Here is a 24,356-nt window from a genome sequence, read left to right as displayed (position 1 = left end):
GAGACGCGGGTCAGGGACGGACGGTTGCCGCGATCTCCCTCAGTCGCGCGTGCACACCACGGTGCGTCTCCCGGGCGGGCAGCCACTGCTTGCGGATCTTCGCCACGCACGTGTAGTTGGTGTCGCACACATTGGCCAGTGGCGATTCCACGGCCTGGGTCGCGAACTGGTACGCGTCCAGCTCGCTGAACCCGTAGTCGCGCACCAGCCACCGCACCAGATCGAGTTGGGATATCCGGAAGGCGTCCTCCAGCGGTCGTGCGGACCCCGTCGAGATGATGTGGGTGTCCGACTCGATGCGTGGCCAGGGTGTCGCGATCCCCTTCAGCAGCTCCACGATCACGACGGTGTTCATCGCGCACTCGACGGCGACCCCGCAGGTCTCGCCCTCGCCCTGCCGGGCATGTCCGTCACCGAGGCTGAGCAGCGCGCCCTCGACGTTCACACCGAGGTAGCAGGTGACGCCGGCCCGCATCTCCGGTGTGTCCATGTTCCCGCCGTGCGCGTCGGGCACCAGCGCCGAGCGGACCTCCAGGTTGGCGGGGGCCACTCCCACGGTGCCGTGCATCGGGTCCATGGGAAGTTCGGCCTCGAAGTCGCTGTCGTGTGCCCGGAACAGTGCGGTGCGGCGGGTCCGGTCGAGTTGCCAGATCCAGACGGTCTCCGGGAGGGGTGGCTGCAGAGTGGCCGTGGTGTGGGTCGAGGTGAGTGCTCCGAAGAGGGGGACCGTGGTGGACGCGGCCCAGTCCCGGGCCGGCTCGATCGACACGAAGTGCACGGCGACCGTGTCGCCCGGCTCGGCGCCCTCCACGTGGAAGGGACCGGTCTGCGGGTTCAGGAAGGGGAACTCGCAGACTTCGGAGACCAGGTCCTTCTCGGACCGCACCCGTCCGGCGAAGCAGTCCTCGGTGAACAGGTCGAGAACCGTGCCGGGCGCGATGCGCGCCACGGGCGGCGCACCGCCGAACGTCCAGGCGTACTCGCCCGGTTCGGGCCGCACGGTCAGGATCCGGGGGTCGCTCATGGCTGCACTGCTCCGTTTCGCGGAAGGCGGGGAGGGCTCCTTGACGTGGACGCGGGTCGTTCCGGCCGTGCGTCCCGCGTGGCGTCGTATCAGGACGATCAGCACCAGGGGAGGCGGATGCCGCACTGGCAGGAGCGACTCGCGTGCATCACGGTACGGCGCCTGCGGGTTGGGCAGAAGGACGCGGCGGGTTTCGGTGGACGGCCCGCGACCTGTGGACAACTCGCTCACTCGGCCGAGTGAACGAGGCGAGCGGGCCGGAGCGAAGTCGGCCTGGGGTCAGGCCCGTTCGGCCACTGCGGCAGGGTCGTCGAGGACAGCCCGGACCACCGAGTGCGCGGCCCCCAGCAGCGGCCCCTCGGGACCCAGCCGGGACACGGACACCGGGCACGGCGGTCCCGCTGTCCGACTGGCGAGCTCGGCCTCCAGCGAGGGCAGCAGCCACGGGGCGAGCCCGGACAGCTCACCGCCCAGCACCACGTTCTCGGGGTCCAGCAGATTGACCGCCCCGGTCAGCGCGACGCCGAGCGCCCGCCCGGCATCCCGCAGGGCACGGCGTACGTCCTCGTCCCCTTGGGCGGCCCGCGCCGCGAGCAGCCCGACCCTGTCGCCCCCGGGCTCCAGACCGGCCGCACGCAAGACGGCCTCCTCACCGGCGTACTGCTCCAGGCATCCGCGCCCGCCGCACGGGCACTGCGGCCCCTCGGGTTCCACCGGTACGTGCCCCAGCTCGCCCGCGAAGCCGCGGGTCCCGCGCAGCAGACCGCCGGCCACGACGAGGGCCGCACCGATGCCGATCTCCGCCGACACATGCAGGAAGTCGAGCGGGGTGCCGTCGCCGAGCCAGAGTTCGGCGAGGGCGCCGAAGTTGGCCTCGTTGTCCACGGCCAGCGGGAACTCCGTGGGCAGCAGGGCGCCGAGGTCCGTGTCGTGCCAGTCGAGGTTCGGGGCGCGCACGACCGTACGGCCGTCGCGCGCCACCAGGCCGGGCACGGCCACGGCGAGTCCCGCCGGCCACAGGCCGTCGCCCTCCGCCTCGGTGACGACCCGGTCGATCAGCTCGGTGAGTTCCTCGATCACCGGCGCGGGGGAGCGGCCGCGGTTCGCACCGTGCCGTACGGCCCGGGCCCGTACCTGGCCGCGCAGATCGACCGCGCAGACCGCGAGGTGGTCGACGCCGACCTCGGCGCCGATCCCGGCGGGACCGTGCGCGCTGACGGCGAGCGCCGACCCGGGCCGGCCCACTCGGCCCGGCCGCTCGGGGCCGAGCTCCTCGAGCAGGCCCGACCGTATGAGCTCGTCGACGAGGGTCGACACGGCGGCACGGGTCAGCCCGATCCGTGAGGCGACGGCGGCCCGGGAGAGCGGTCCCTCGGCGCTGACGGTGTGCATCACGCGGGCCAGGTTGCGGCGGCGCATGCCCTGCTGGGTGTCGGGCAGCGCGCGCCCCGGTCCGGCCGGGTGGGCGTCGTGCAGCGGTGCGGTCATGCCTCCGTCAGTCCTCTGATGATCGATACGGTTCTCCGCGAGCCCGTCGGGCGGTGGCGGCCTCGGTGGGCCGCCGGGCGCCTGTCCGGCGGCGGACGTCTCAGCCGGTCTCCGCCGGCCTGTCCAGCAGCGGAGCCGCGTCGGAGAGTACCCCGGAGATCCTCGCCATCGTCGCCTCGTCCCGCTCCACGGCCTCCAGTACCGGGCCGGCGGTCGTGTTCCAGCGCCGGGCGACCGCGGCCGGGTCCTCGCCGGTCAGCAGGCCCGCCGCCTGGGCGGCCGCGCCGAGTGCGACGAGCTCCTTGGCCTCGGGGATCCGCACGGGACGGCCCGAGAGCCGGCGTACGGTCTCCTGCCAGGCGCTGCCCCGGGCGCCGCCGCCGATCAGCAGCAGCGGGACCGAACGGTCCGCGTCCTCGTCGAGGACCAGGTCGAGCGCGCCCAGCAGGGCGTGGACGGCACCGTCGTAGGCGGCCTGGAGGAGCTGGCCGCCGGTGGTGTCGTGCCGCAGGCCGTACAGGAGTCCGGAGGCGCCCGGCAGCGCGGGGGTGCGCTCGCCGTCCAGGTAGGGCAGGAGTGTGACACCGGTGGTGGGCTCCACGGCCTCCCGGTCGAGGCCGAGCAGGGCGGCGACGCGGTCGACGGCGAGCGTGCAGTTCAGGGTGCAGGCCAGGGGAAGCCAGTCGCCGTGCGCGTCGGCGAAGCCCGCCACGGTGCCGGTCGGGTCGGAGGGGCGCCGCTCGGAGACCGCGTACACCGTGCCCGACGTGCCCAGGCTCAGCACGGGGGTGCCGGGACGCAGTCCGAGGCCCAGTGCGGCGGCCGCGTTGTCGCCGGTGCCCGGGGCGACCAGGGTGCCCTTGGAGAACGGCAGGTCGTGGCGGTCACGCACGGTCCCCGCCACCTCGCCGGGCCGGACCACGCGGGGCAGCAGTGCGGGGTCGAGGCCGATGTGCGCGAGGGTCTCCTCGTCGTACGCCTCGGTCGCCGACGCCCACCAGCCGGTGCCGGAGGCGTCGCCGCGGTCTGTCGTGCCCTGGCCCGTGAGGCGCTCGGTGAGGTAGTCGTGCGGGAGGCGCACGGCCTTGGTCGCGCGGATCGCGTCCGGCTCGTGCTCGGCGAGCCAGGCCCACTTCGTGACGGTGAAGGACGGGCCCGGGACGCTGCCGGTGCGCTCGGCCCAGGCTTTCGGTCCGCCCAGTTCCTCGATGAGCCGGGCGGCCTGCGGCGCGGAGCGCACGTCGTTCCACAGCAGGGCGGGGCGTACCGGCTCGCCCTGCGCGTCCAGCGTGACGAGGCCGTGCTGCTGCCCGCCGATCGACACGGCGGCGGCCTCGCGGGCCGCGTCACCGCACTGGTGCAGGGCCTCGCACAGCGCGTCCCACCACTGACGCGGGTCGCTCTCGCGCCCCGCCCCGGAGGAGACGGTGTGCGACGCCTGTCCGCTCGCCACCACCCTTCCGGTCGACGCGTCGACGACCAGGGCCTTGGTGGACTGCGTGGACGTGTCCACGCCGACGACGAGCGGACCCTCGGCAGCTGACATCGGGCTCTCCCTTTTGCGTGCTCAAGCGGCTCGTGTCTCCGTCCGAAGACCGTCGGAGACATCTTGTCTCTTCCCAGAGACGCGATCGCATACTAATTTGTAAACGGCCATGACGAAATAGTCGCAAGCGAGCAAGGAGCCGCGACATGAACTACCAGCCCACCCCCGAGGACAGGTTCACCTTCGGCCTGTGGACCGTCGGCTGGCAGGGAAGGGACCCGTTCGGCGACGCCACGCGGCCTGCCCTCGACCCTGTCGAGACCGTGCGGCGCCTGGCCGAGCTCGGCGCCCACGGTGTGACCTTCCACGACGACGACCTGATCCCCTTCGGGTCCTCGGACACCGAGCGCGAGGGCCACATCAAGCGCTTCCGGGAGGCCCTCGACGCGACCGGCATGAAGGTGCCGATGGCCACCACCAACCTCTTCACGCACCCCGTCTTCAAGGACGGCGCGTTCACGGCGAACGACCGTGACGTGCGTCGCTACGCCCTGCGCAAGACGATCCGCAACATCGACCTGGCGGTCGAGCTCGGCGCCGAGACCTACGTCGCCTGGGGCGGCCGCGAGGGCGCGGAGTCCGGTGCCGCCAAGGACGTACGCGTGGCCCTGGACCGCATGAAGGAGGGCTTCGACCTCCTCGGCGAGTACGTGACCGAGCAGGGCTACGACCTGAAGTTCGCGATCGAGCCCAAGCCGAACGAGCCGCGCGGCGACATCCTGCTCCCCACGGTCGGGCACGCCCTGGCGTTCATCGAGCGCCTGGAGCGCCCGGAGCTCTACGGCGTCAACCCGGAGGTCGGCCACGAGCAGATGGCCGGGCTGAACTTCCCGCACGGCATCGCGCAGGCCCTGTGGGCGGGCAAGCTCTTCCACATCGACCTCAACGGACAGTCCGGCATCAAGTACGACCAGGACCTGCGCTTCGGCGCGGGTGACCTGCGGTCCGCCTTCTGGCTGGTCGACCTGCTGGAGACCGCCGGTTACGCGGGTCCGAAGCACTTCGACTTCAAGCCGCCGCGGACCGAGGACTTCGACGGTGTCTGGGCGTCGGCCGCGGGCTGCATGCGCAACTACCTCATCCTCAAGGAGCGGGCGGCCGCCTTCCGTGCCGACCCGCAGGTCCAGGAGGCGCTGCGGGCCGCGCGTCTGGACGAGCTGGCGCAGCCCACGGCGGCGGACGGCCTGAAGTCGCTGCTCGCGGACCGTACGGCCTTCGAGGAGTTCGACGTGGAGGCCGCCGCCGCGCGCGGTATGGCCTTCGAGCACCTCGACCAGCTGGCGATGGACCACCTGCTGGGCGCCCGCGGCTGAACGCACGCGCGCGTGCGTGTGTGATCGGTCTCCATGTCTGACCGGCCCCCGTGCGGAATGCTCCGGAACGATGCCGTCCACGGCATGAGTCGGTATCAACTTCCGTACGGGGGTCGCGCCGTGCCCCGGGCCCGGCGACCCTGGACGGTATGGCCATGCCGCCCGTACCGCCTCAGCCGCCCGGGCCGCCGGACGACACGCCGCCCTACGGCGGCGGCTTCGGCCCCCCTCCTGAAGGCTTCGGCTCCTCGGGAGGGGGCTATGGGCCGCCGGGCGGGTACGGCCCGCCTCCCGGAGGCAACGGACCGCCCTCGTACGGGGGATGGGAGCCGCCTCCTCCGCCGGAACCGCCCGGTGGCCCGGGCCGGGGCCGCAATCCGCTGTTCATCCTGCTCACCGTGCTCGTGGTCGGTGCCGCCGTCGCCGCCGTCGTGCTGATGGCGTCGGGCAACGACGACGACTCGCCGGGCGGCAAGCCCAGCGCGAGCGCGAGCAGCTCACCCCGCCCCACGCTGAGCCTGCCGAGCGGACTGCCCAGCGAGCTCCCGACGAAGCTGCCGACCCGGCTGCCCTCGGAGTTCCCCACCAACCTGCCGAGCGAGTTCCCGAGCGGCCTCGAATCACTGTTCCCGTCCTTCGCGTCCGACGAAGTGCCCTACTACCTGCTGCGGACCGGCGACTGCTTCGACACCGACGGCGACCGGCCCGGGCAGGCGGCCAAGCGCCCCTGCGGGAAACCGCACGACGCCGAGGTCGTGAAGATCGCGGAACTCCAGGGCGACTACACGACCGACGCGGCCCTGAAGAAGGCCGCGTCCGACCTGTGCGAGCGGACCCTGGACAGCAAGGCGGCGGACCAGCCCGACGGTGCCGTGCGCGGCACCCTGGTGCAGTACCCGGACCCCGCCGGCTACCGGCTCGGCATCGACAACGTCGCCTGCAGCCTGGCCGCCGACCCCCAGGGCACCCGCAAGCTCACCGCGCCCCTGACGTGATCGGACGCCGTGCGGCGGCCGCACGCGCGTCACCGTCGGCAGGGGCTCGTCCGGGCGTGGGTGAGGATGGGGCCCATGACGCGAGAGGTACTGGAAGTCGTGGCGGCCGCGATCGTCCGCGAGGGGCGGCTCCTGGTGGTGAGCAAGCAGGCGGCTCCCGAGGTCTTCTATGTGCCGGGCGGCAAACCGGACCCGGGCGAGGCGCCCCTGGAGACCCTGTACCGCGAGCTGGACGAGGAGTTGGGGGTACGGCCCCTGGAACCGCGCTTCCTGGCCGACGTCGAGGCCGTGGCGGCCCTCGAAGGCGTGCCCATGCGGATGTCCCTCTACGGCGCCCGCCTGGCCCAGGTGCCCCGCCCCGCCGCCGAACTCGCGCATCTGCGCTGGATCACCGGGCACGAGGACGACATCCGGATCGCGCCCGCGGTCAGGGACCACGTCCTGCCGATGCTGTGGCAGGGCCGCCTCACGGAGTCGTAGCAGGCTTCGCGGGTGCCAGGAACACGACCACGTCCGTCTCCCGGCCGGGCAGCGGTTCGGGCTCCGTCCAGCCGGTACGCCGGTAGAACGCGAGCGTGTCGTGCGCCTGGTCCCAGGTCAGCAACCACGCCCGGCCCTCGGGCACGCCGGCGGTCAGGGCCGACAGCAGCCGACGGCCCAGACCCGTGCCGCGGGCACGCGACCGTACGCCCAACTCATCGACCTCGAAGGCGCCGACCAGCAGCTCGTCGACCCGGTCGGCGCCGAGCCGTCGGGTGACCTTGCCGTACGCGCGGTCGCTGCGGAAGGGGGACGGCGTGGTCCAGCCCGTGACGAAGCCGTCCACCCCACCGCTGTCCGAGAGCGCCAGGACGGCACGGAAACCGGGGCGGTGCGCGTCCGTCTCCAGCCGCTCCCGGAACGCCGAGCGGGTCTCCTCGGCGTTCCGGTGCTCCCAGGGCGGGGCGGTGAAGATCTCGGCGTACGCCTCGGTGAGCTCGTCCGCGACGGTGAGGATGTCCTGGCCGAAGTGCCTCATGGCACGTCAACCTATCTCCAGGGCCTCCTGAGCCGCGGCCAGCGCCGTCGCGGGATCCTGGACGGCGACCCCCGCCGGCACCCAACGGCCCCGCTCCTTCCGGTACGGCCACCAGCGGCCGTCCCGTCCGAGGCGCAACTGGCTCGAAGAGCCCACGACCGTCCACCGGTTGCCCCTCGCCCGCAACGAGGGCCGCTCCTCCTCGTCCCACGCCGAGTCGATCGCGGCACGCGCGCGTACGAGCGTCTCACCCCCGACCGTCCATTCCTCCTCGAGCACGTCCAGCGCGGCCACGCCTCCGTCCCGCCACGCGCGCAGGGCGAGCGCCAACTCCTCCATGGTGCGCCCCGATCCCTCCGACAGCCGCTCCAGCACGGCCGTCCCGGGAGTGCCCACCGCGAGGCGGACGGCGTCCTGGGTGAGCGTCAACTCCTCGTCGAGAGCGTCCTGTCCGGCCAGCAGACGGTGTGCCTGGGCCGCGGTCCGGGCGGCCAGGAACTCCAGGGCGGCCGGATCGACATCGGAGGGGGCCGGCGTCTCGGTGTCCAGGGAGGGCGGTACGCCGGGCTCCTCGGGGAGTTCCGGCAGGGCGGGCAGCGGCGGAAGGATGTCCCCGGCCGCGTACGCCTCGGCAGCGTCCACCCCCTCCTGCTCCTGGAGGGCCGGCGCCTCATCGGGTACGGCGGTGCGGTCCTGGAGCGCCTCCAGCAGGGCGCGTTCACCGCGGCCCCGCATCAGCAGCAGGACGAAGGGGTCCTCGTCCAGCAGCCGCGCCACCTGGTAGCAGAGCGCCGCCGTGTGCCCGCAGTGGTCCCAGGCACCGCAGTCGCACCGCGGCTCCAGGTCGCCCATCCCGGGCAGGAGTTCGACACCAGCGGCCGCCGCGTCCTCGACCAGATGCGGGGGCATGTCACGGTCCAGGAGAGCCGCGACATGGCCGGCACGCTCGACGGTCATGTCCAGGAAACTGTCCCACTGGTCGTCGGACAGCTGCTCGAGCAGTACATCGGCCCGGTGCGGTGTGCGGTCGCGGTCTTGGACGACGGCCGTGATCCGCCCCGGCCGTACCGACACCGCGCCGACGGCACCCGCGCGCGCGAGCCTTCGGCCGGTCTTCACCTGCGCGGTGTCGAGCGCGGCGTCCTCCAGCGCCTTCAGCCAGGCCTGGCCCCACCAGCTCTGCGCGAAGCCCCTCCCGTGCGGGGGAGGGAACGCGGCGAACGTGCGCTCCGTCTCGTCACTCATCGTGTGCCCCCTCGCAGTTCGACCAGATCCGCCAGCTCCGCGTCCGTCAGTTCCGTCAGCGCCGCCTCCCCGGCACCGAGCACCGCGTCGGCCAACTCCCGTTTGCGGCTCAGCATGTCGGCGATGCGGTCCTCGATGGTGCCCTCGGCGATCAGCCGGTGCACCTGCACCGGCCGGTTCTGCCCGATCCGGTACGCACGGTCGGTGGCCTGCGCCTCCACGGCCGGGTTCCACCAGCGGTCGTAGTGCACGACATGTTCGGCCCGGGTCAGGTTCAGCCCCGTGCCCGCCGCCTTCAACGACAGCAGGAAGACCGGGACCTCGCCGTCCTGGAAGTGCTGGACCATCGCCTCCCGCCGGGCGACGGGCGTGCCGCCGTGCAGGAACTGCGAGGGCACCCCGCGGGAGGCCAGGTGCCGCTCGATGAGGCGGGCCATCTGCACGTACTGCGTGAAGACCAGCACGCTCGCCCCCTCGGAGAGGATGGTGTCGAGCAACTCGTCCAGGAGCTCCAGCTTTCCGGACCGTCCGACGATCCTCGGCCGGTCCTCCTTGAGGTACTGCGCCGGGTGGTTGCAGATCTGCTTCAGCCCGGTCAGCAGCTTCACGATCAGCCCCCGCCGCGCCATGTCGTCGGCGCCGGAGATCTCCGCGAGCGTCTCGCGCACCACCGCCTCGTACAGGCCCGTCTGCTCCTTGGTGAGCGACACCGCGCGGTCCGTCTCCGTCTTCGGCGGCAGCTCCGGAGCGATGCCCGGATCCGACTTGCGGCGGCGCAGCAGGAACGGGCTCACCAGCCGGGCCAGCCGCTCGGCGGCCCTCGGGTCCCGGCCGCCCTCGATGGCCCGCGCGTACCGCGCGCGGAACGTGCCGAGGCGGCCCAGCAGGCCGGGAGTCGTCCAGTCGAGGATGGCCCACAGCTCCGACAGGTTGTTCTCCACCGGGGTGCCGGTGAGCGCCACGCGTGCGCGTGCGCCGATGGAACGCAGCTGCCGTGCCGTCGCCGAGTACGGGTTCTTGACGTGCTGCGCCTCGTCCGCCACGACCATGCCCCACGACACGTCGGCCAGCCGGTCGGCGTCGAGTCGCATCGTGCCGTACGTGGTGAGCACGAACTCCCCCTCGGCCAGGGCGCCCAGGTCCCGGCGCGGCCCGTGGAAGCGGCGCACGCGCGTGCCGGGGGCGAACTTCTCGATCTCGCGCTGCCAGTTGCCCATGAGGGACGTCGGGCACACCACGAGCGTGGGTCCGGCGGTGGAGGCGTCCGTCTGCCGGTGCAGATGCAGGGCGATGAGCGTGATCGTCTTGCCGAGTCCCATGTCGTCGGCGAGACAGCAGCCCAGCCCCAGGGAGGTCATCCGCGCCAGCCAGTTGAGGCCGCGCCGCTGGTAGTCCCGGAGCGTGGCCGCGAGCTCCGCCGGCTGCTCGACCGGCTGTTGCGCCTCGGGGTCCGCGAGCCGTTCCCGTAGGGCCGCGAGCCATCCTGTGGGGTGCACCTCGACCCGGTGGCCGTCGATCTCCGTGGAGCCCGTGAGAGCGGCGCCGAGCGCGTCGACGGGGGTGATCTTGCGGTCCTGCTGGGCGCGGGCCCGGCGCACCTCCTGCGGGTCGATCAGGACCCACTGGTCGCGCAGCCGCACGACAGGGCGGCTCGACTCGGCCAGTCGGTCGAGCTCCTCGCGGGTGAGCTGTTGGTCGCCGAGCGCGAACCGCCAGTTGAAGGCCAGCAGCGCGTCGGCGGAGAGGAACGACGGGGTGTCCGAGGAGAGTCTGCCGGGCTCCTGCGCGTCGTCCGGCGGGCCGACCACCGCGCGGGCCGTCAGTTCGCGGGCGAGCTCCTTGGGCCAGTGCACGTCGACGCCGGCGACGGCGAGGGTCCGGGCGCCGGCCGAGAGGAGATCGACGACCTCCTCGTCGGCGAGTTCGATCTCGTCCGGCACGGCCGCCGAGAGCAGGGGCGCGAGCGGCGGCCAGGCGCGGGCGGCGCGGCGCAGCGCGAGCAGGGCGTCCATCCGCGCACGGGGGCCGAACGCCCCGCCCGGCCCTGCCCACACCTCGGCGGCGTCCGCGACCAGTGCCGGATCGCTCACGTCGTGCACCTGCAACACGGCCCGGAAAGCCGGGGCGGCCTCGTCCTGCGCCGCGCTCGAGAGACCGGCTACCTCGATCCGCAGCGACAGCCGTACGCCTGCATCGTGGCCGGCCGCCACATCGGCCGCCCAGGCCCGGTGCCCGGGCACGTGCTGCGGTTCCGGCGTCGCGTAGGCGGGACCGCCGGTCACGAGCGACGCGGCGGGGGAGCGGGGCAGGGTGTCGGCGATGGCGTCGAGGAAGGCGCGCAGCAGCCGCTCGGGGTCGGGCAGCCGCAGCGGTGTGCCGCCGTCGAGCGGTACGGCGTGTGCCTCGGGCGGCATCGCCGCGGCCAGCGCCCGGACGCGCTCGACGTCCTCGGGGCGCAACGGACCCACGCGCCAGGCGTCGTGGTCGCCCTCGGACAGGCCGGGAAGCAGCAGTCCGCGGGCCGCGAGCTGCAGTGCGTGCACGGCGGCCGTGCCCCAGAACACGGTCGCCCGATGGCCGTTGGTGGCGGCACGCGCACGCGTGAGGACGGGCAGGGCCGCTCGCACCGGCAGCAGCACGGCCGGCACGGCCACCGTCTCCACCCCTTCCTCGCCGGGCACGACGACGGTCAGGTCCTCGACGGACCCCGACGCGACGGCCGGCGGCATGTCACCCTCGGGGTCCCAGAAGGCCACCGAACCGGTGCGGGCGGGGTCGCCGGGGACGAACACGGCACAGCAACGGGCCAGTTCAGCGATCTCGGTCGGTGTTGCCGCGGGAATCCTCGGCACAGGAATGCGACACTCCTCAAACTTGACTACTCAGCGCGGAGTGGCCGAGGGTACAGCACGTGCCCAGCCGACCCGGAATGGCCGGGCCGTGATCTGGGTCACCTCATGGAGAGGGTGGGTATCCCTGTCTCAGGGACGCCTGGGGGTAGCGACTCAGGGATGTCTCAGGGTCGTGGTGCGGAACCGTGGAGAGCGCGGGCCCGTTCTCAGGACAGAGAGCGGCAGTGGCCGCGGAGGAGGCGACACATGTCGAAGAGAGCGAAGATCGCCGCAGGAGGTGTGGCGGTCGGCATCCTTCTGCTGATCTGGCTGCCGTGGTGGGCCGCACTCCTGATCGTCCTGGGAGTACCGGCCGCCGCGTACCTCACGCTGGACCCCTCGCAGCGGCGCAGGTTGCGCCGTGTCACACGCAAGGAGCTCGGTCGCTGAGACCCCTTGGGCTACCGGGCCGCCTCGGCCCGGCCGGCCAGGGGGCAGGAGTCGACCACGTCGCCGCTCGCGGGCCTGCTCACGGCATGGTCCGCGGGCGGCGGGGTGCCCCGCTCCCCCCATGACACGAGCGCGTCGAAGGCCGACCGGTAGCAGGGCAGGATCGGCCGCAGCCGGTCCGGATAGGTGTCGTACAGGCCGTCGACGTGCGTGCCGCCCTCGACCGTGTAGTAGCGATGCAGACGGCCCCTGCCGCTCGCGTCGATCATGCGCGCGTACACGTCGGAGTCGGCGGCCTCGGGCAGCAGCGCGTCCAGGTCGCCGTGCAGGGTGATCAGCGGGCGCCCGATCCGTCCGGTCAGCGCCACCCGGGCCACGGCGCGATGGACGGACGCCGGGCGCGCGGCGTAGTCGTAGCCCGCGTCGCCGGCACAGGGCGCCAGCACCTGTTCCGTGGTGGTCCCGGCGGTCGGGCCGGGGCAGGCGGGGTCGTAGGCCGGGTCGAACTCGGCGCGGTAGATCTTCTGCGTGACTCCCCAATAGGCCTTCTCGTGGTACGGCCACAGGAACTCCGAGCCGCGCGCGAAGCCCACCGCGTACAGGTCCTCGTCCCGCGCCGAACCGGTCATTCGGGCCACCGCCGCGGGCAGCGAGGTGAGCAGATTCGGGCCGTCCGCGGTCCACAGCGCCCCCTCCCAGTCCACGCCGCCGTCGTACAGCTCCGGACGATTCTCCAGCTGCCAGCGCGTCAGATAGCCACCGTTGGAGATCCCCGTCATGTACGTGCGCCTCGGCGCGTGTCCGTAACGCTGGGCCACCGCACGCTTGGCCGCGCGCGTGAGCTGGGTGGTGCGCGCGTTCCACTCCGCGACCGCGTCACCGGGGCGGGTGCCGTCGCGGTAGAAGTCGGCGCCGTTGTTGCCCTTGTCGGTCGCGGCGTAGGCGTAGCCCTGCGCGAGCACTCGGTCGGAGATCGCCGTGTCCGTGGCGTACTGCCTGCGCGTACCCGGTGCGCCGGTGACGACGAGTCCGCCGTTCCAGCGGTCCGGCAGCCTGATCACGAACTGGGCGTCGTGCTGCCATCCGTGGGTGGCGTTGAACCGGGAGGAGTCCGGGAAGTAGCCGTCGATCTGCACACCCGGAACGCCGGACGGGGTGCGGGTCGCCCTGACCGTCAGCCCCGCCTGGTCGGCCATGTCGGTGTACGGGGTGCCGGCCAGCCCGGTGGTTGTCAGGTCCGTGAGGCACGCGCTCCGTTGGAAGGCCGCGCCCGGCACGTGGACGCGGTCCTGTCGTGCGCAGTGACCATCTGCCGTGCCTGCGGCGGGAGTCGGCCAGCTGAGAGTGGTCGCCACCAGTGTGGCGGCGAGGAGCGGGACGCCTCGGGACAGGCGCATGAGGGCCTCCATGACGGGTCGGGGAGTCGCGGGCTGCCTCATGGTGCGAGTGCTGTACGACGCCATCCATGGGGCGGGGCCACATGGAATGAGGGCGCCGTATGTGAAGTGCCGTGCGGAGGAAGGAGATCGAAGAGGCGCGACAAATCCGGTTGCGCGGGTGATCGGCGGCACCCCACCATGACCGACATGACTTTCGGAAAGGGGGCCCAGCGACTCCACGGTGAGCGCTGATGGCCGCATACGAGGCGTCCCCGACGCCGTCCCGACAGCCCCAGAACCCGCCGGCACCTTTGACGTCCGCCTGGCTGAGGGCCCACTTCGACACCCTGCCCTTCCCGGCCCGTACCAGCGCCCTGGCGCGGTACGCCCGCACCCTCGCTCCGGGCGCCTACGAGACGCTCCACCGCGCCCTCGACCACGGCGATCCCGCCGACCGGCACACCGCCCTGTTCCTCGCGGTGGTCCGCCGCGACCTGGAACGGGTGGCGGAGGCTCTCGCGGACCCGCTGCTGGGACGCCGGGCCCGCTCGGCGGCCATCCGGCTGCCCGTACCCGAACAGGCCCTGGAACGCCTGGCCCTGAGCGACATCAGGGCCGTGCGCCACGACACCTATCGCCTCCTCAAACTGAGCCGCCGCACGGCACTGGCGGCCAGGCTGCTGCCGCGGATCCACGAACGCCACGGCGGTCGCGAGGCGGCCGCACTCCTGCCCGCCTGCCCTCCCGAGACGGTGGCCGCATGGCTGCCCCGCGTCGAACCGGCACCCGGCCTCCTCAACTCCCTGGCCCGTACCGCCCCCTACGCCGTCGCCGCACACGTGACGGATCAATGCGCGCACCGGCCCCAGCACTCGACCCGCCAGTTCCGTGCCGTTGCGTCGCTCGCCGCCCGGCGTGACCCACACGCGGCGCTCCTGCTGCTGGAACGGACACCGCTGCTGCTCACTCCCGCAGCCGTCCTCTCCGCCCTGACCCGGCCCGCCGAAGCACTGGCCGTGCTGCGCACCCCAGCCCCCGGCCCCGGCGACCGCGGCCGTGAGCGCCTCGTTCCCGTGGGCCCACTGCCGCCCTCACTGCGCCGCAAGCTCCTCGCCCTGCCCGCACACGACCTGGTGGAACTCGCCGAGCACTGCCGCTGCACCGGACGCCGCCCCACCGCACCCGGCCGCACCGACGTCACCCCGGACGGTCTGCTCGGTCTCCTCCCACCCGCCGAGCGGCGCCGCATCGTCGAGAAGCACACCGGCACGACGTCCCGGCCCGTCCCGGCACTGGTGGGCGCGCTGGCCGCCCTCGAACCCGTCGACCGGGCAGATCTGGTCCGCCCCTCGGCGGCGGGCAGCGAACGCCGCCCGTGGAGCCTGGTCCGAGCGGCACAGGCCCTGCCGCTCGCAGAGGGTGAACCGTTGCTGAAGGCGCTCGCGGACAACCACCGCCTCCAACACCGCTCCCTGGCATGGCCCGCCCTGCTGGTCTGCGCCGAACTCGAAGGCGACCCCGAACAGTTCGCACGCGTCGCCGCCGACTGCGAACGGGCCTGGCACGACCAGGACGCCGTGCGCCGTCCCGCGCTGGAACAACTCGCGGGCGCCGCAGGACACTTGCTCGCCGCACTGCCCGAACGCGTCCTGCGTGACGCCGTCCTCACCACCGTCCAGGCACGCGACGCGACGGAAGGCACCGTCAGGGCCGCGCGACGACTGCTTTACCGGGTCGCCGCGCGGGCGGCGGCGACCGGCCGGCCGGACCGGGCTGCCTCCGCGGCCGGACTGCTCGGCGAACTCGTCACACGGCCGGAACAGACCGAGGCGCTGGCCCCGTTGCACGTCGGCGAGACGACCGCCCGGGCCATCTGGACGGCGATCGCACCGACGGCCCTGCGCCGACCCGAGGTGGGCACCGCCCTCGCCGAACTCCTCGCGGCACACCTCACCGCACTGCCGGAACTCGACGCCGAGGCGCGACGGGTCGCCGTCGAGTGCGACGATCCGGACCTCGCGACGCGTGCCGCGGCGGCATGGGTGCGGCCGCCGCGGGTGCGCGAGCAGCGCTGCGCCGAACTGATCGCCCTGGACCCGACCTTCGTCACCGTTCCCGTCGTCCTTCGGACCGTCGCCACCCGTCGCACCGATCTGCTCGCCCCGGTCCTGGCCGCCGCACGCGAGGGCCTCACGGGCCGGCTGCGGACCCGCCGTACCGCGTGGACACCGCACCTCGCGCCCGGCGTCGCCGGAAGGTGGCTGCCTGCCCAGCGGGACGCCTGGGAGGAGCATCACGCGCGCGTGGTGCTCGACGAATCGGCTCCGCTGCGCGTGCGGACCGATGCGGCGCGGCTGCTGAGGGACCCCGAACGTCTGACGGCTCTCGCGCGGGACGCCCCGCAACCGGTGGCAGCGGCGGCCCTCGTGGCCCTCGGTGACGTCCCGGGCCGCGATCCCGTGACCCTCCTGCTGCGGCACGCGGGAACCGGGGGCGTGCGCGGCCGCGCCGCGATGGCCTCGGTGCGGCGGCTCATCGCACGGCTGCCGGACGACGACGCGGTACCCCTGCTGGCACCGGTGGCCTGCGCCGCGGACAGCCCGGTGGGCGCCCGCAAGGAAGCCGTACGGGCGCTGGCCGACCTCCCACGGCAGGACGCCTTCCAAGCCCTCCTGGCGGCCTGGGACGTGCCGCACCAGCATCGGGACGTACGCGCCGTCCTCGCCCGCGTCCTGCTGCCGGCGATCGACCGCGGGGACGTGGCCGACCGTCTGACGGGGGCCGTCCATGAGGCCGCCGTGCGCGACGAGGTCGTGCACGCGCGCGTGGGCCTCGGGTTCACGGTGCCGAGGGAGGCTTACGCCGCCTTCCTGGTGCGGCTGGTGGAGACGGGCGACGAGGACACCGTGGTCGCCGCGTGCCAGGTGCTTCCGACGTGGCCGGCGCCCGCCGGGCCGGGCGGTGCCCATGCGCTCGCGGAGGCCCTCGCGGCCCCCACCCGCCCGCGCAGGGTGTGGGACGCGGCCGCGCGCCAACTCGTCCGGCTGCCGCCCGGACCGCTGACCGAGGCGGCGCTCCGACGCGCCTTCGACGATCTGGCCGCACGAGCCGTGGACCCACGCACGCGTGCCGACGCGCTGCGGCGCCTGCACGCGTGCGCCGAGTACTCGGACGCGGGAGCCGGCGAGGAGCCGTCGGCGGTGCTGGACGCGCTCGCCGACACACTGGAGGCCGTGGGACTCCACGCCGACGCCGCGCGGGTGAGCTGGGACAGCGCCATGGCACGCGTACGCAACGGCGAACACGACGAGCACCGGTGGGAAAGGGTCGCGCGGCAGTGCGAGGCAGGGGCGGGACGGCTGCCGACGCGGCACGACGTACCGGCCGATCTGCACCGGCCACGCGTGCGTGCCGCCCTGCTCGCCGCCGCGCGGACCCTCCGCGCCCGAGGCTCCGCCGTGACCGGCCGCCTCGCGCTGGACCTCGTCCGGGCAGGCGGCCGGGCGGCGTCCTGGGACGAACCCTGGCGGGCCGAACTCGACGCGCTCAGAGCCCACCAGGACGCGGACACCGTCGTGGACGCCCTGCTGGTGGACCCGGACGGCCGCGGCCGTCGATGACCCGGCTCAGAGGGGACGTACGGCCATCTTGTCGAGCGCCTCCAGCAGCCCCGGCAGCTCCGGGCCGCGGCCGACCGGCAGCACCTCGCCGGGCTCGTCGTCGAGCAGCACGAACGCGATGTCGTCGGTCCTGGCCACGAGCGACCAGCCGGGGCCGTCGGCGCGCAGGGTGCGGGCGTCGCCCGGCGCGAAGGACGACCGGACCCGGCCCAGGGGCGGCGGCGTGTCCACGTACCCGCGGGCCTCCGCGAGGACACGCCGGATGCCGCTGTGGCCCCCGGGAGCGTCCTCCTGGCCCTTCTCGGCCGACTCGACCGGTTCCGGCACCGGGAAGTCGGCGTCGTCGATCTGCTCACGCCACGTGGCCCACTGGAGGGCGATCTCGTCGGCCCCCAGCCGGCGCTGGGCCGGCCCCCACGTGCTGGTGTCCGGCGGTGTCAGCGGGGGACCGTCGATCTCCGGCGCGGGATCGTGCGGCGCGGGCACGTTCGGAGCCGCGACGGCGACCGCGAGAGGCCAGCCCGGCAGGGCGGCCACAACCGTGCGTTCGTCGGGCGACAGGTCGTACTCCATGCCGCAGTCCCAGGACGCGATGGCGACGGCGACCAGCGAGACGTCGTCGATGACGACCGTCCAGCGGGAGCCGTCGCCGTCCTGGCCGAGCACCAGGCCGTACCCGTCGGCAAGCGGCGCGAGACCGAGCGCCGCACAGGCCTCCGGATAGTCGTCGCCCAGCACGCTCGGGAACTTCGCCGGCGTCAACAGCACCGCCGTCAGCACATAGAGCGCGTCGTCCGCGGCGGCGACGGTGTCCTCGTCCGTCCCGGCCATCCCAGCCTCCCCATCGGTATGTCCAACGGCGCGCACCCTAGTGTGCGCGGAAGCCGCTTGTCACGACTCCCCAGCCCACCCGGAGCTGCTGTTTTCCGGCCGGACAGGGCGAATCGGCCTCTTTGGACCGTCGATCAGGCCGCCGGAAGCCCCAGGAGGGCACGGGCCACGGTCTGCGGCGACTCGTCGCGTTCCCGCGCGAGCGCGATGACCGCCCGGCACGCCAGCTCGCTCACCCCGAACGACAACGCCTCCGGAGACACCCAGCCGACGGCTTCGTCGATCTGGTCCTGGTCGTCCTCGGCACATGCCGAGACGTAGGCCGCCGCGGCCTCGAACAGGTTGTGCGTGCGTTTGTCCCGGTCGTTGCCCTTATCGGCGCGAGCGGTGTCGAAGAATCTGGCGAAGGACTTGCGGACCCTGCCGAACATGCTGACCACCTTCCCCCTGCGTGGTTGGCTGACCGATCGTTCATCTCCCCCTACTCAACGTAGGGTTGGATCTCCGGCGACAGAAGGGGGGCGGCGCGTCTCCCCCTGGCGGACGGGCCCTCACGGGATGGCGGGTTCGAGATGCCCTGAAGGGCCGGAACACGGTCAACGCTCCTTGCGGCGAAGGATACTTGTGCCTTCTCACCACATGGCGACCAAGGGAGCGGATCGGTGAACTCTGCCGTAGGAACGGGCCGTCGGAGCGAGGGCGGCGGTCGGGGCGAGCGACATGCGGTCGTCGTGGGCGGCAGCCTGGCGGGGCTGCTCGCGGCGCACGTCCTGGCCGGGCACTGCGACCGGGTGACCGTCGTCGAGCGTGACCGGTTCCCGGAGGTCGCCGCGTCACGGCCGGGCGTACCCCAGGGTCGGCATCCCCATGTCCTGCTGGAGGGCGGGCAGACGGCCCTGGAGTCGCTGCTGCCGGGCTTCCTGACGGAACTGGACATGGCGGGGGCGCCGCGGGTGGGGATGCCGTCGGACATGGTGCTGTGGCAGAACGGCCGCTGGCTCCGCCGGTGGCCCGCGTCGACGCACATCTACACCGGCTCCCGCGCGCAGCTGGAGGAGCTGATCCGGCGGCGGGTTCTCGCCAATCCGGTGATCGGCGTCGTGGAGGGGGCCGAGGCCGTCGGGCTTCTCGGTGATGCCTCGCGCGTACGGGGCGTACTCCTGCGGGAGCGTTCCGGTGACGTCGGCGCGGAATCCCGGGCCCTGGAGGCCGACCTGGTGGTCGACGCCTCCGGCAGCGGCACCAAGGCGCCGCAGTGGCTCGCGGCGATCGGCGCCGAGAGCGCGCACGAGGAGACCATCGACACCGGGCTCGCCTACGCCTCGCGCGTCTACCGCGGGCGGAAGGGCACCCTCGACGGCGAGACCCTCGGCCACTACGTCTATCCCGGGCCCGACCAGGTCAACGGCGGTGGTGCGCTGCCCCTGGAGGACGGCAGTCATCTGGTCATCGTCTCGGGGCTGCGCGGCGACGAACCGCCCACGGGCGACGACGAGTTCGAGGCGTACGCCAAGCGACTGTCGCACCCGCTCCTGGACCGCTGGCTGGACGAGGCCGAACCGCTCTCGCCGGCGTTCGGCTACCGGCGGACCGCGAACATCCGGCGCCGCTACGACCTGCCCGGCCGCCGCCCGGCCGGATTCCTCGCCACCGGCGACGCCCTGTGCACCTTCAACCCGATCTACGGACAGGGCATGGCCATCGCCGCGATGAGCGCGGTCGCCCTGCGTGACACGCTCGCCGACCGCCGCCGCACCCCCACCACGCGCCGCGTGCAGCGGGCGCTGCTCGCGGCATCCCGGCAGGCGTGGGACATCTCCGCCGGAGCGGACCGCGGGATGCCGGGCGCGGTCGGCACCGCGGTCGCGGCCGGCCCCGCGGACCGTGTCGCGGGGTGGTACCTGCGCCGCGTCACGGAACGGTCGCCCGGCGACCCCGTCGTGGGGCGTGCCTTCCGTGCCGTGCTGGTCCTCGCCGAGCCGGTCACCGCCCTGTTCGCCCCCTCCGTCGCGCGGGCCGTTCTCTTCGGCCGGCCCGGGCCGACGCCCGCCGAGCCGCCGGCCAACCCGGAGCCGCAGGAGCGGTGAGCGTCAGAGCCCGGTCCCGTCGCGGCGGCAGTACAGGAAGAGATGGGGCTCGGGCCCCGCGGCGGGGTGGTCCGGGGTGAAGGTGAGGCTGTGCCGGGACAGCACCGTCAGCCCGGCCGCCTCCACCATGCCGATCACGTCGTCCTCGGCGAAGCTCGTCGCGCGGACCGGTTGGCCCATGAAGACCACCTCGACGTCCTCCACGTCCGCCGGCACGGTGGCCAGCACCAGATGCCCACCGGGCCTCAGGGCCAGGGCCAGGCGCCGCACCAGGGCCGACTGCTGGGCACGGGTCATCTGGAGCAGCGAGAAGAACACGCATACGCCGTCCAACGAGTCCGCGGCCAGCGGGACATCCCGGATGTCGGCGCTGCGGAACTCGGCCCCGGGCACCTGACGGGCGGCGAGTTCCACCATGACGGGGGAGACGTCGACGCCCAGCACCGAGTGCCCCGCCCCGACGAGCGCCGCCGCGGTGGGCCGCCCGGTGCCGCTGCCCACGTCCAGTGTCCGCGCGGCGGGCGGCAGCCGCTCGATCAGCCACTCCAGTGCGGACAGGTGCGCGGGGGCATGGGCGAACGCCTTCTCGTAGTCGGCGCCCAGCGCGTCGAACAGCACGGCGGCGGGCGGCCGTTGGTCCTCGTGCGTCACGTCCGTGTCCCTTCGCTCGCCGACCCGCATCGTCGCATCCGTCGTACGCGTGCCACAACGGTCGCCCGGTGCGCGTCCCGGCGCACCGGACAGGGGAGAATGGGGCCGTAACCCCACGATCGACTCTTGCGGAGGAGCGGGCACATGCAGGACGCGCGAGCGGGACAGGTCGCCGGGCCCGAGGACCTCATCGATGTGGCCCGCCTGGTCACGGCGTACTACGCGCTGCACCCCGACCCGGCCGAACCCGGGCAGCGAGTGGCGTTCGGTACCTCCGGACATCGCGGCTCGTCGCTCGCGGCGGCCTTCAACGAGGACCACATCGCCGCCACCAGCCAGGCCATCTGCGAGTACCGCGCCGCCCAGCGCACCGACGGCCCGCTCTTCCTCGGCGCCGACACCCACGCCCTGTCCGAGCCCGCGCGGATCACGGCACTGGAGGTGTTCGCCGCCAACGACGTGAGCGTCCTCATCGACGTGGCCGACGGCTACACACCCACGCCGGCGGTCTCGCACGCCATCCTCGCCCACAACCGGAACCGCACCTCCGGCTTCGCGGACGGCGTGGTGGTCACCCCCTCGCACAACCCGCCCGCCGACGGCGGCTTCAAGTACAACCCGCCGAACGGCGGCCCCGCCGGGTCCGAGGCGACCTCCTGGATCCAGGACCGCGCCAACGAGATCATCACCGGCGGTCTGAAGGACGTACGGCGCATCCCCTACGCCCGTGCCCTGGCCGCACCCGGCACCGGCCGCTACGACTTCCTCGGCACGTACGTGGCCGACCTGCCGAGCGTGCTGGACCTGAACGCGATCCGGGCCGCCGGTGTGCGGATCGGCGCCGACCCGCTGGGCGGTGCCTCGGTCGCCTACTGGGGCCGGATCGCCGAACAGCACCGGCTCGACCTGACGGTGGTCAACCCGCTCACCGACCCCACCTGGCGCTTCATGACGCTGGACTGGGACGGCAAGATCCGCATGGACTGCTCCTCGCCGTACGCCATGGCCTCGCTCATCGAGCAGCGCGACCGGTTCGACATCGCCACCGGCAACGACGCCGACGCCGACCGCCACGGCATCGTCACGCCGGACGGGGGCCTCATGAACCCCAACCACTATCTGGCGGTGGCGATCTCGTATCTGTTCTCGCACCGGGAGCAGTGGCCCGCGAGCGCCGGGATCGGCAAGACCCTGGTGTCGTCCAGCATGATCGACCGGGTCGCGGCGGACGTCGGCCGGCCGCTGGTCGAGGTCCCGGTCGGCTTCAAGTGGTTCGTGGACGGCCTGTCGGACGGCTCGCTCGGCTTCGGCGGCGAGGAGTCGGCGGGAGCGTCCTTCCTGCGCCGGGACGGCTCGGTGTGGACCACCGACAAGGACGGCATCATCCTGGCGCTGCTCGCCTCCGAGATCACGGCGGTCACGGGCAGGACCCCGTCGCAGCACTACGCCGGTCTCACGGACCGCTTCGGCGCCCCCGCCTACGCGCGCGTGGACGCCCCGGCCTCCCGTGAGGAGAAGGCGCTGCTCGCCAAGTTGTCCCCGCGCCAGGTCACCGCCGACACCCTCGCCGGCGAGCCGGTCACCACGGTGCTCACCGAGGCCCCCGGCAACGGCGCCGCCCTCGGCGGCATCAAGGTCGCCACTGCCAACGCCTGGTTCGCGGCCCGCCCTTCGGGCACGGAGGACGTCTACAAGATCTACGGTGAGTCCTTCCTCGGCGCGGACCATCTGCGGCAGGTCCAGGAGGAGGCCCGGTCCGTGGTGCTCGCCGCGCTGGGCGCGTGACGCCCACGACCGGCGGTGAGGTGTTCTCAGCCGTCCAGTGAGGCGAGGGTGTCCCGCAGCCAGGTGAGTTCCGCCTGGGACGTGGCGCGCGCGATCGTCAGGATTCCGCGCCGGAAGGGATCGTCCAGTTCCTCGGCGCGCAGCGGCCGGTCACCCTCGTAGAAGAAGCTCGCGGGTTCCTCCAGGAACGCCAGCCTGCGCCGCAGTACGGCCGCCTGCGGCGCGGCGTCGTCCAGGTGCCGGAGGAACGCGAGCAGGGTGAACCAGCGGTTCTCGTCGGTGATGTCGCGCTGTACGGGCTGGGCGAGCCGGCGGCGCAGATCGCGGCGGCCGTCCTGGGTGAGCGTCAGGACGTGTCGTGGCGCGGCGACGGAACCGGGCTCCGTCGCGCGCTCCAGCAGCCCTGCCTTCTCCAGGCGCTTGATGGCCGGATAGAGCGTGCTCTCCGCGATGGGCTTCACATGCCCCGTCAGCGCCGCGATGCGTTTGCGCAGCTCGTAGCCGTGCAGGGGGGCGTCGTACAGGAATCCGAGGATGGCGAGCTCCAGCATGCCCGCATTCTGCCGTACGTCCGGTGTACATCGCCTGATTAATACATCGCATTCTCAATACCTCGCAACCGAGGTATTGTCGGGGCGATGGTTCGCAAGGGCGGCGCGCGAAGGTGCCGCCAGGGACGCCGCCACGCCGCTCAGGGAGGACGCGATGAAGCAGGCCGAGTTCGACGGCAAGGGAAGCTGCATCCGCTGGACGGAGGTGCCCGGCGAGGAGCCCGCGCGCGTGTACGTGCACGGACTGGGGTCGGTCTCGTCCGTGTACCACGCCCATATCGCGGCCCGGCCCGAACTCGCGGGCAACCGAAGCCTGTTCGTGGATCTGCCCGGACACGGCATCAGCGACCGGCCCGAACACTTCGGTTACACGCTCGACGACCACGCCGGCGCGCTGGCGGCGGCACTGGACACTGCGGGTGTCACGGGGGCCGAGCTCATCGCGCACAGCATGGGCGGCGCCGTCGCCCTGGTGCTCGCCCACCGGCGGCCCGAACTGGTCTCCCGGCTGGTGCTCACGGAGGCCAACCTGGACGCGTTCCCACCGCCCGCCGCGGGCAGCAGCGGCATCGCCTCCCACGAGGAGCAGGCCTTCGTCGACGGTGGCTACGCGCGCGTGCTGGAACAGGTCGGGCCGCTGTGGGCGGCGACCATGCGACTGGCCGACCCGCGCGCCCTGCACCGGACGGCCGTCGGGCTGAGGTGCGGCTCAGACCCTGTCATGCGGGACATTCTCGAAGACCTCACCGTGGAGCGCGTGTATCTGCAGGGCGAGTTGAGCGGTGAGCTCGAGGGCAGGGGCGATCTGGAGGCCGCGGGGGTGCGCGTGGTGACCGTGCCCGGCGCGGGTCACAACGTCATGTTCGACAACCCCGACGCCTTCGTGGCGGAGGTCGCCGGGCGGGGCTGAAGGGGCGGTGCCGCAGGTCAGGCGTCCCGCACGGCCAGTGCCAGGAACCGGGTGTCCTCGTCGGCGTACGACGTCATGCGCCACCCGGAACCGGCCAGCAGAGGCCGGAGGTTGGGCTCTGCGCGCAGGTCGTCCGGCGTGATCTGCCGGCCCTGTCGTGCCGCGAGCGCCGCCCTGCCGATCGGGTGGAAGAGCGCCAGCGTGCCGCCCGGCCGCACTACACGCGCCAACTCCCGCAGGTTCTCGGCCGGATCGGGCAGATGGGAGATCAGCCCCGCCCCGAACACCGCGTCGAGCGACTGCGCACGCAGCGGCAGCGCGGCCACGTCCGCCAGCAGCAACTGCCCGTCCCGGTCCCGCCCGGCCCGTACGGCGGCCTGGAGCATGGCCGGGGTCAGATCGGCCCCGAGAACCACTCCCGAGGGCCCCACGGCCGTACGCAGGGGCGGCAGGGCGCGCCCGGTGCCGCAGCCGGCGTCGAGCACGCGATCCCCCTCACGCAGCCCGAGGACGGCGACCGCGGCGGCGTAGGCGGGGCCGTCGTCGGGGAAGCGGGCATCCCAGTCGGCGGCTCGGGCGCCGAAGAACTCCTGGACATGTGTGTGGTCGTCGCTCATGTTCCGCATGATCTC

Annotated in this window: 20 protein-coding genes; 8 read left to right on the top strand and 12 right to left on the bottom strand. The window is 73.2% G+C overall.

Annotated features, from left to right (window positions below; all coding sequences use genetic code 11):
• Positions 1-10: 10 nt before the first annotated feature.
• The 3 genes from ACIOHP_RS44565 to xylB form a co-directional block, all read right to left on the bottom strand.
• Positions 11-1,024, bottom strand: a complete 1,014-nt coding sequence (locus tag ACIOHP_RS44565) for an acetamidase/formamidase family protein (RefSeq protein WP_361492590.1) — start codon at positions 1,022-1,024, stop codon at positions 11-13.
• Positions 1,025-1,303: 279 nt separating this feature from the next.
• Entirely contained in the window at positions 1,304-2,512 is a 1,209-nt protein-coding gene (locus ACIOHP_RS44560; protein ID WP_401896709.1) for an ROK family protein, read from the bottom strand.
• 100 nt (positions 2,513-2,612) lie between these two features.
• A complete protein-coding gene (gene xylB / locus ACIOHP_RS44555) occupies positions 2,613-4,058 on the bottom strand; it encodes a xylulokinase (protein WP_361549512.1) in 1,446 nt (481 codons plus the stop codon).
• Between the two features lie 146 nt (positions 4,059-4,204).
• Here xylB and xylA point away from each other — a divergent pair, with 146 nt between their 5' ends.
• The 3 genes from xylA (at position 4,205) to ACIOHP_RS44540 (ending at position 6,846) form a co-directional block, all read left to right on the top strand.
• Positions 4,205-5,371: a xylose isomerase gene (xylA, locus tag ACIOHP_RS44550; protein WP_361549514.1), complete on the top strand. Its 1,167-nt coding sequence runs from the start codon at positions 4,205-4,207 to the stop codon at positions 5,369-5,371.
• A gap of 149 nt (positions 5,372-5,520) precedes the next feature.
• Positions 5,521-6,366: a hypothetical protein gene (locus ACIOHP_RS44545; RefSeq protein WP_401896708.1), complete on the top strand. Its 846-nt coding sequence runs from the start codon at positions 5,521-5,523 to the stop codon at positions 6,364-6,366.
• A 75-nt stretch (positions 6,367-6,441) separates the two neighbouring features.
• Positions 6,442-6,846, top strand: a complete 405-nt coding sequence (locus tag ACIOHP_RS44540) for an NUDIX domain-containing protein (RefSeq protein ID WP_327715588.1) — start codon at positions 6,442-6,444, stop codon at positions 6,844-6,846.
• On the opposite strand, the gene ACIOHP_RS44535 is transcribed toward ACIOHP_RS44540, so the two are convergent.
• From ACIOHP_RS44535 to ACIOHP_RS44525, 3 genes are read right to left on the bottom strand one after another with little or no spacing between them, the layout of a single operon-like run.
• Positions 6,833-7,384, bottom strand: coding sequence for a GNAT family N-acetyltransferase (locus tag ACIOHP_RS44535; protein WP_401896705.1), 552 nt, complete (start codon positions 7,382-7,384; stop codon positions 6,833-6,835). The two genes, ACIOHP_RS44540 and ACIOHP_RS44535, sit on opposite strands and share 14 nt — an antisense overlap.
• Before the next feature lie 6 nt (positions 7,385-7,390).
• Positions 7,391-8,629 (bottom strand): SWF or SNF family helicase, encoded by a 1,239-nt coding sequence (locus ACIOHP_RS44530; protein WP_401896702.1) that lies wholly within the window; start codon positions 8,627-8,629, stop codon positions 7,391-7,393.
• Complete coding sequence (locus ACIOHP_RS44525; protein ID WP_401896700.1) at positions 8,626-11,481, bottom strand: SNF2-related protein; 2,856 nt, start codon at positions 11,479-11,481, stop codon at positions 8,626-8,628. The genes ACIOHP_RS44530 and ACIOHP_RS44525 overlap by 4 nt, the downstream gene beginning before the upstream one ends.
• A 246-nt stretch (positions 11,482-11,727) precedes the next feature.
• Here ACIOHP_RS44525 and ACIOHP_RS44520 point away from each other — a divergent pair, with 246 nt between their 5' ends.
• Positions 11,728-11,910, top strand: a complete 183-nt coding sequence (locus tag ACIOHP_RS44520; protein ID WP_327715584.1) for a hypothetical protein — start codon at positions 11,728-11,730, stop codon at positions 11,908-11,910.
• An 11-nt stretch (positions 11,911-11,921) separates the two neighbouring features.
• On the opposite strand, the gene ACIOHP_RS44515 is transcribed toward ACIOHP_RS44520, so the two are convergent.
• Complete coding sequence (locus ACIOHP_RS44515) at positions 11,922-13,307, bottom strand: tannase/feruloyl esterase family alpha/beta hydrolase (RefSeq protein WP_401896697.1); 1,386 nt, start codon at positions 13,305-13,307, stop codon at positions 11,922-11,924.
• 233 nt (positions 13,308-13,540) lie between these two features.
• Here ACIOHP_RS44515 and ACIOHP_RS44510 point away from each other — a divergent pair, with 233 nt between their 5' ends.
• Complete coding sequence (locus tag ACIOHP_RS44510; RefSeq protein ID WP_401896695.1) at positions 13,541-16,909, top strand: hypothetical protein; 3,369 nt, start codon at positions 13,541-13,543, stop codon at positions 16,907-16,909.
• 6 nt (positions 16,910-16,915) lie between these two features.
• On the opposite strand, the gene ACIOHP_RS44505 is transcribed toward ACIOHP_RS44510, so the two are convergent.
• Both ACIOHP_RS44505 and ACIOHP_RS44500 read right to left on the bottom strand, forming a co-directional pair.
• The gene (locus ACIOHP_RS44505) at positions 16,916-17,740 is read right to left on the bottom strand and encodes a hypothetical protein (RefSeq protein WP_401896693.1); all 825 of its coding nucleotides are present in this window, start codon (positions 17,738-17,740) and stop codon (positions 16,916-16,918) included.
• A gap of 134 nt (positions 17,741-17,874) precedes the next feature.
• Positions 17,875-18,171, bottom strand: a complete 297-nt coding sequence (locus ACIOHP_RS44500; protein ID WP_401896691.1) for a hypothetical protein — start codon at positions 18,169-18,171, stop codon at positions 17,875-17,877.
• 300 nt (positions 18,172-18,471) lie between these two features.
• On the opposite strand from ACIOHP_RS44500, the gene ACIOHP_RS44495 reads away from it, so the two are divergent.
• On the top strand, positions 18,472-19,827 hold the full coding sequence (locus ACIOHP_RS44495) for an NAD(P)/FAD-dependent oxidoreductase (RefSeq protein ID WP_401896796.1): 1,356 nt from the start codon (positions 18,472-18,474) through the stop codon (positions 19,825-19,827).
• 3 nt (positions 19,828-19,830) lie between these two features.
• Here the strand turns inward: ACIOHP_RS44495 and ACIOHP_RS44490 are convergent, their stop codons facing one another.
• Complete coding sequence (locus ACIOHP_RS44490) at positions 19,831-20,508, bottom strand: class I SAM-dependent methyltransferase (protein WP_401896689.1); 678 nt, start codon at positions 20,506-20,508, stop codon at positions 19,831-19,833.
• 114 nt (positions 20,509-20,622) lie between these two features.
• Between ACIOHP_RS44490 and pgm the strand changes: the two genes are divergently transcribed.
• Positions 20,623-22,263 (top strand): phosphoglucomutase (alpha-D-glucose-1,6-bisphosphate-dependent), encoded by a 1,641-nt coding sequence (gene pgm / locus ACIOHP_RS44485; protein ID WP_401896686.1) that lies wholly within the window; start codon positions 20,623-20,625, stop codon positions 22,261-22,263.
• Positions 22,264-22,289: 26 nt separating this feature from the next.
• Here the strand turns inward: pgm and ACIOHP_RS44480 are convergent, their stop codons facing one another.
• Positions 22,290-22,814 (bottom strand): PadR family transcriptional regulator, encoded by a 525-nt coding sequence (locus ACIOHP_RS44480; RefSeq protein WP_401896685.1) that lies wholly within the window; start codon positions 22,812-22,814, stop codon positions 22,290-22,292.
• A gap of 154 nt (positions 22,815-22,968) precedes the next feature.
• Here ACIOHP_RS44480 and ACIOHP_RS44475 point away from each other — a divergent pair, with 154 nt between their 5' ends.
• On the top strand, positions 22,969-23,724 hold the full coding sequence (locus tag ACIOHP_RS44475; protein ID WP_401896683.1) for an alpha/beta fold hydrolase: 756 nt from the start codon (positions 22,969-22,971) through the stop codon (positions 23,722-23,724).
• Positions 23,725-23,741: 17 nt separating this feature from the next.
• Here the strand turns inward: ACIOHP_RS44475 and ACIOHP_RS44470 are convergent, their stop codons facing one another.
• Positions 23,742-24,341, bottom strand: coding sequence for a class I SAM-dependent methyltransferase (locus ACIOHP_RS44470; protein ID WP_401896681.1), 600 nt, complete (start codon positions 24,339-24,341; stop codon positions 23,742-23,744).
• Between the last annotated feature and the right edge of the window lie 15 nt (positions 24,342-24,356).

The sequence above is a fragment of the Streptomyces sp. NPDC087859 genome, from assembly GCF_044742595.1.
Classification (GTDB): Bacteria; Actinomycetota; Actinomycetes; order Streptomycetales; family Streptomycetaceae; genus Streptomyces; species Streptomyces canus_F.
This window is presented reverse-complemented; position numbering and strand designations above follow the sequence as displayed.

Coding starts and splice junctions, on each gene's coding strand:
- ACIOHP_RS44565 (WP_361492590.1), bottom strand. CDS start 1,024: ATGAGCGACCCCCGGATCCTGACCGTGCGGCCCGAACCGGGCGAGTAC.
- ACIOHP_RS44560 (WP_401896709.1), bottom strand. CDS start 2,512: ATGACCGCACCGCTGCACGACGCCCACCCGGCCGGACCGGGGCGCGCG.
- xylB (WP_361549512.1), bottom strand. CDS start 4,058: ATGTCAGCTGCCGAGGGTCCGCTCGTCGTCGGCGTGGACACGTCCACG.
- xylA (WP_361549514.1), top strand. CDS start 4,205: ATGAACTACCAGCCCACCCCCGAGGACAGGTTCACCTTCGGCCTGTGG.
- ACIOHP_RS44545 (WP_401896708.1), top strand. CDS start 5,521: ATGGCCATGCCGCCCGTACCGCCTCAGCCGCCCGGGCCGCCGGACGAC.
- ACIOHP_RS44540 (WP_327715588.1), top strand. CDS start 6,442: ATGACGCGAGAGGTACTGGAAGTCGTGGCGGCCGCGATCGTCCGCGAG.
- ACIOHP_RS44535 (WP_401896705.1), bottom strand. CDS start 7,384: ATGAGGCACTTCGGCCAGGACATCCTCACCGTCGCGGACGAGCTCACC.
- ACIOHP_RS44530 (WP_401896702.1), bottom strand. CDS start 8,629: ATGAGTGACGAGACGGAGCGCACGTTCGCCGCGTTCCCTCCCCCGCAC.
- ACIOHP_RS44520 (WP_327715584.1), top strand. CDS start 11,728: ATGTCGAAGAGAGCGAAGATCGCCGCAGGAGGTGTGGCGGTCGGCATC.
- ACIOHP_RS44515 (WP_401896697.1), bottom strand. CDS start 13,307: ATGCGCCTGTCCCGAGGCGTCCCGCTCCTCGCCGCCACACTGGTGGCG.
- ACIOHP_RS44510 (WP_401896695.1), top strand. CDS start 13,541: ATGGCCGCATACGAGGCGTCCCCGACGCCGTCCCGACAGCCCCAGAAC.
- ACIOHP_RS44505 (WP_401896693.1), bottom strand. CDS start 17,740: ATGGCCGGGACGGACGAGGACACCGTCGCCGCCGCGGACGACGCGCTC.
- ACIOHP_RS44500 (WP_401896691.1), bottom strand. CDS start 18,171: ATGTTCGGCAGGGTCCGCAAGTCCTTCGCCAGATTCTTCGACACCGCT.
- ACIOHP_RS44490 (WP_401896689.1), bottom strand. CDS start 20,508: ATGCGGGTCGGCGAGCGAAGGGACACGGACGTGACGCACGAGGACCAA.
- pgm (WP_401896686.1), top strand. CDS start 20,623: ATGCAGGACGCGCGAGCGGGACAGGTCGCCGGGCCCGAGGACCTCATC.
- ACIOHP_RS44480 (WP_401896685.1), bottom strand. CDS start 22,814: ATGCTGGAGCTCGCCATCCTCGGATTCCTGTACGACGCCCCCCTGCAC.
- ACIOHP_RS44475 (WP_401896683.1), top strand. CDS start 22,969: ATGAAGCAGGCCGAGTTCGACGGCAAGGGAAGCTGCATCCGCTGGACG.
- ACIOHP_RS44470 (WP_401896681.1), bottom strand. CDS start 24,341: ATGAGCGACGACCACACACATGTCCAGGAGTTCTTCGGCGCCCGAGCC.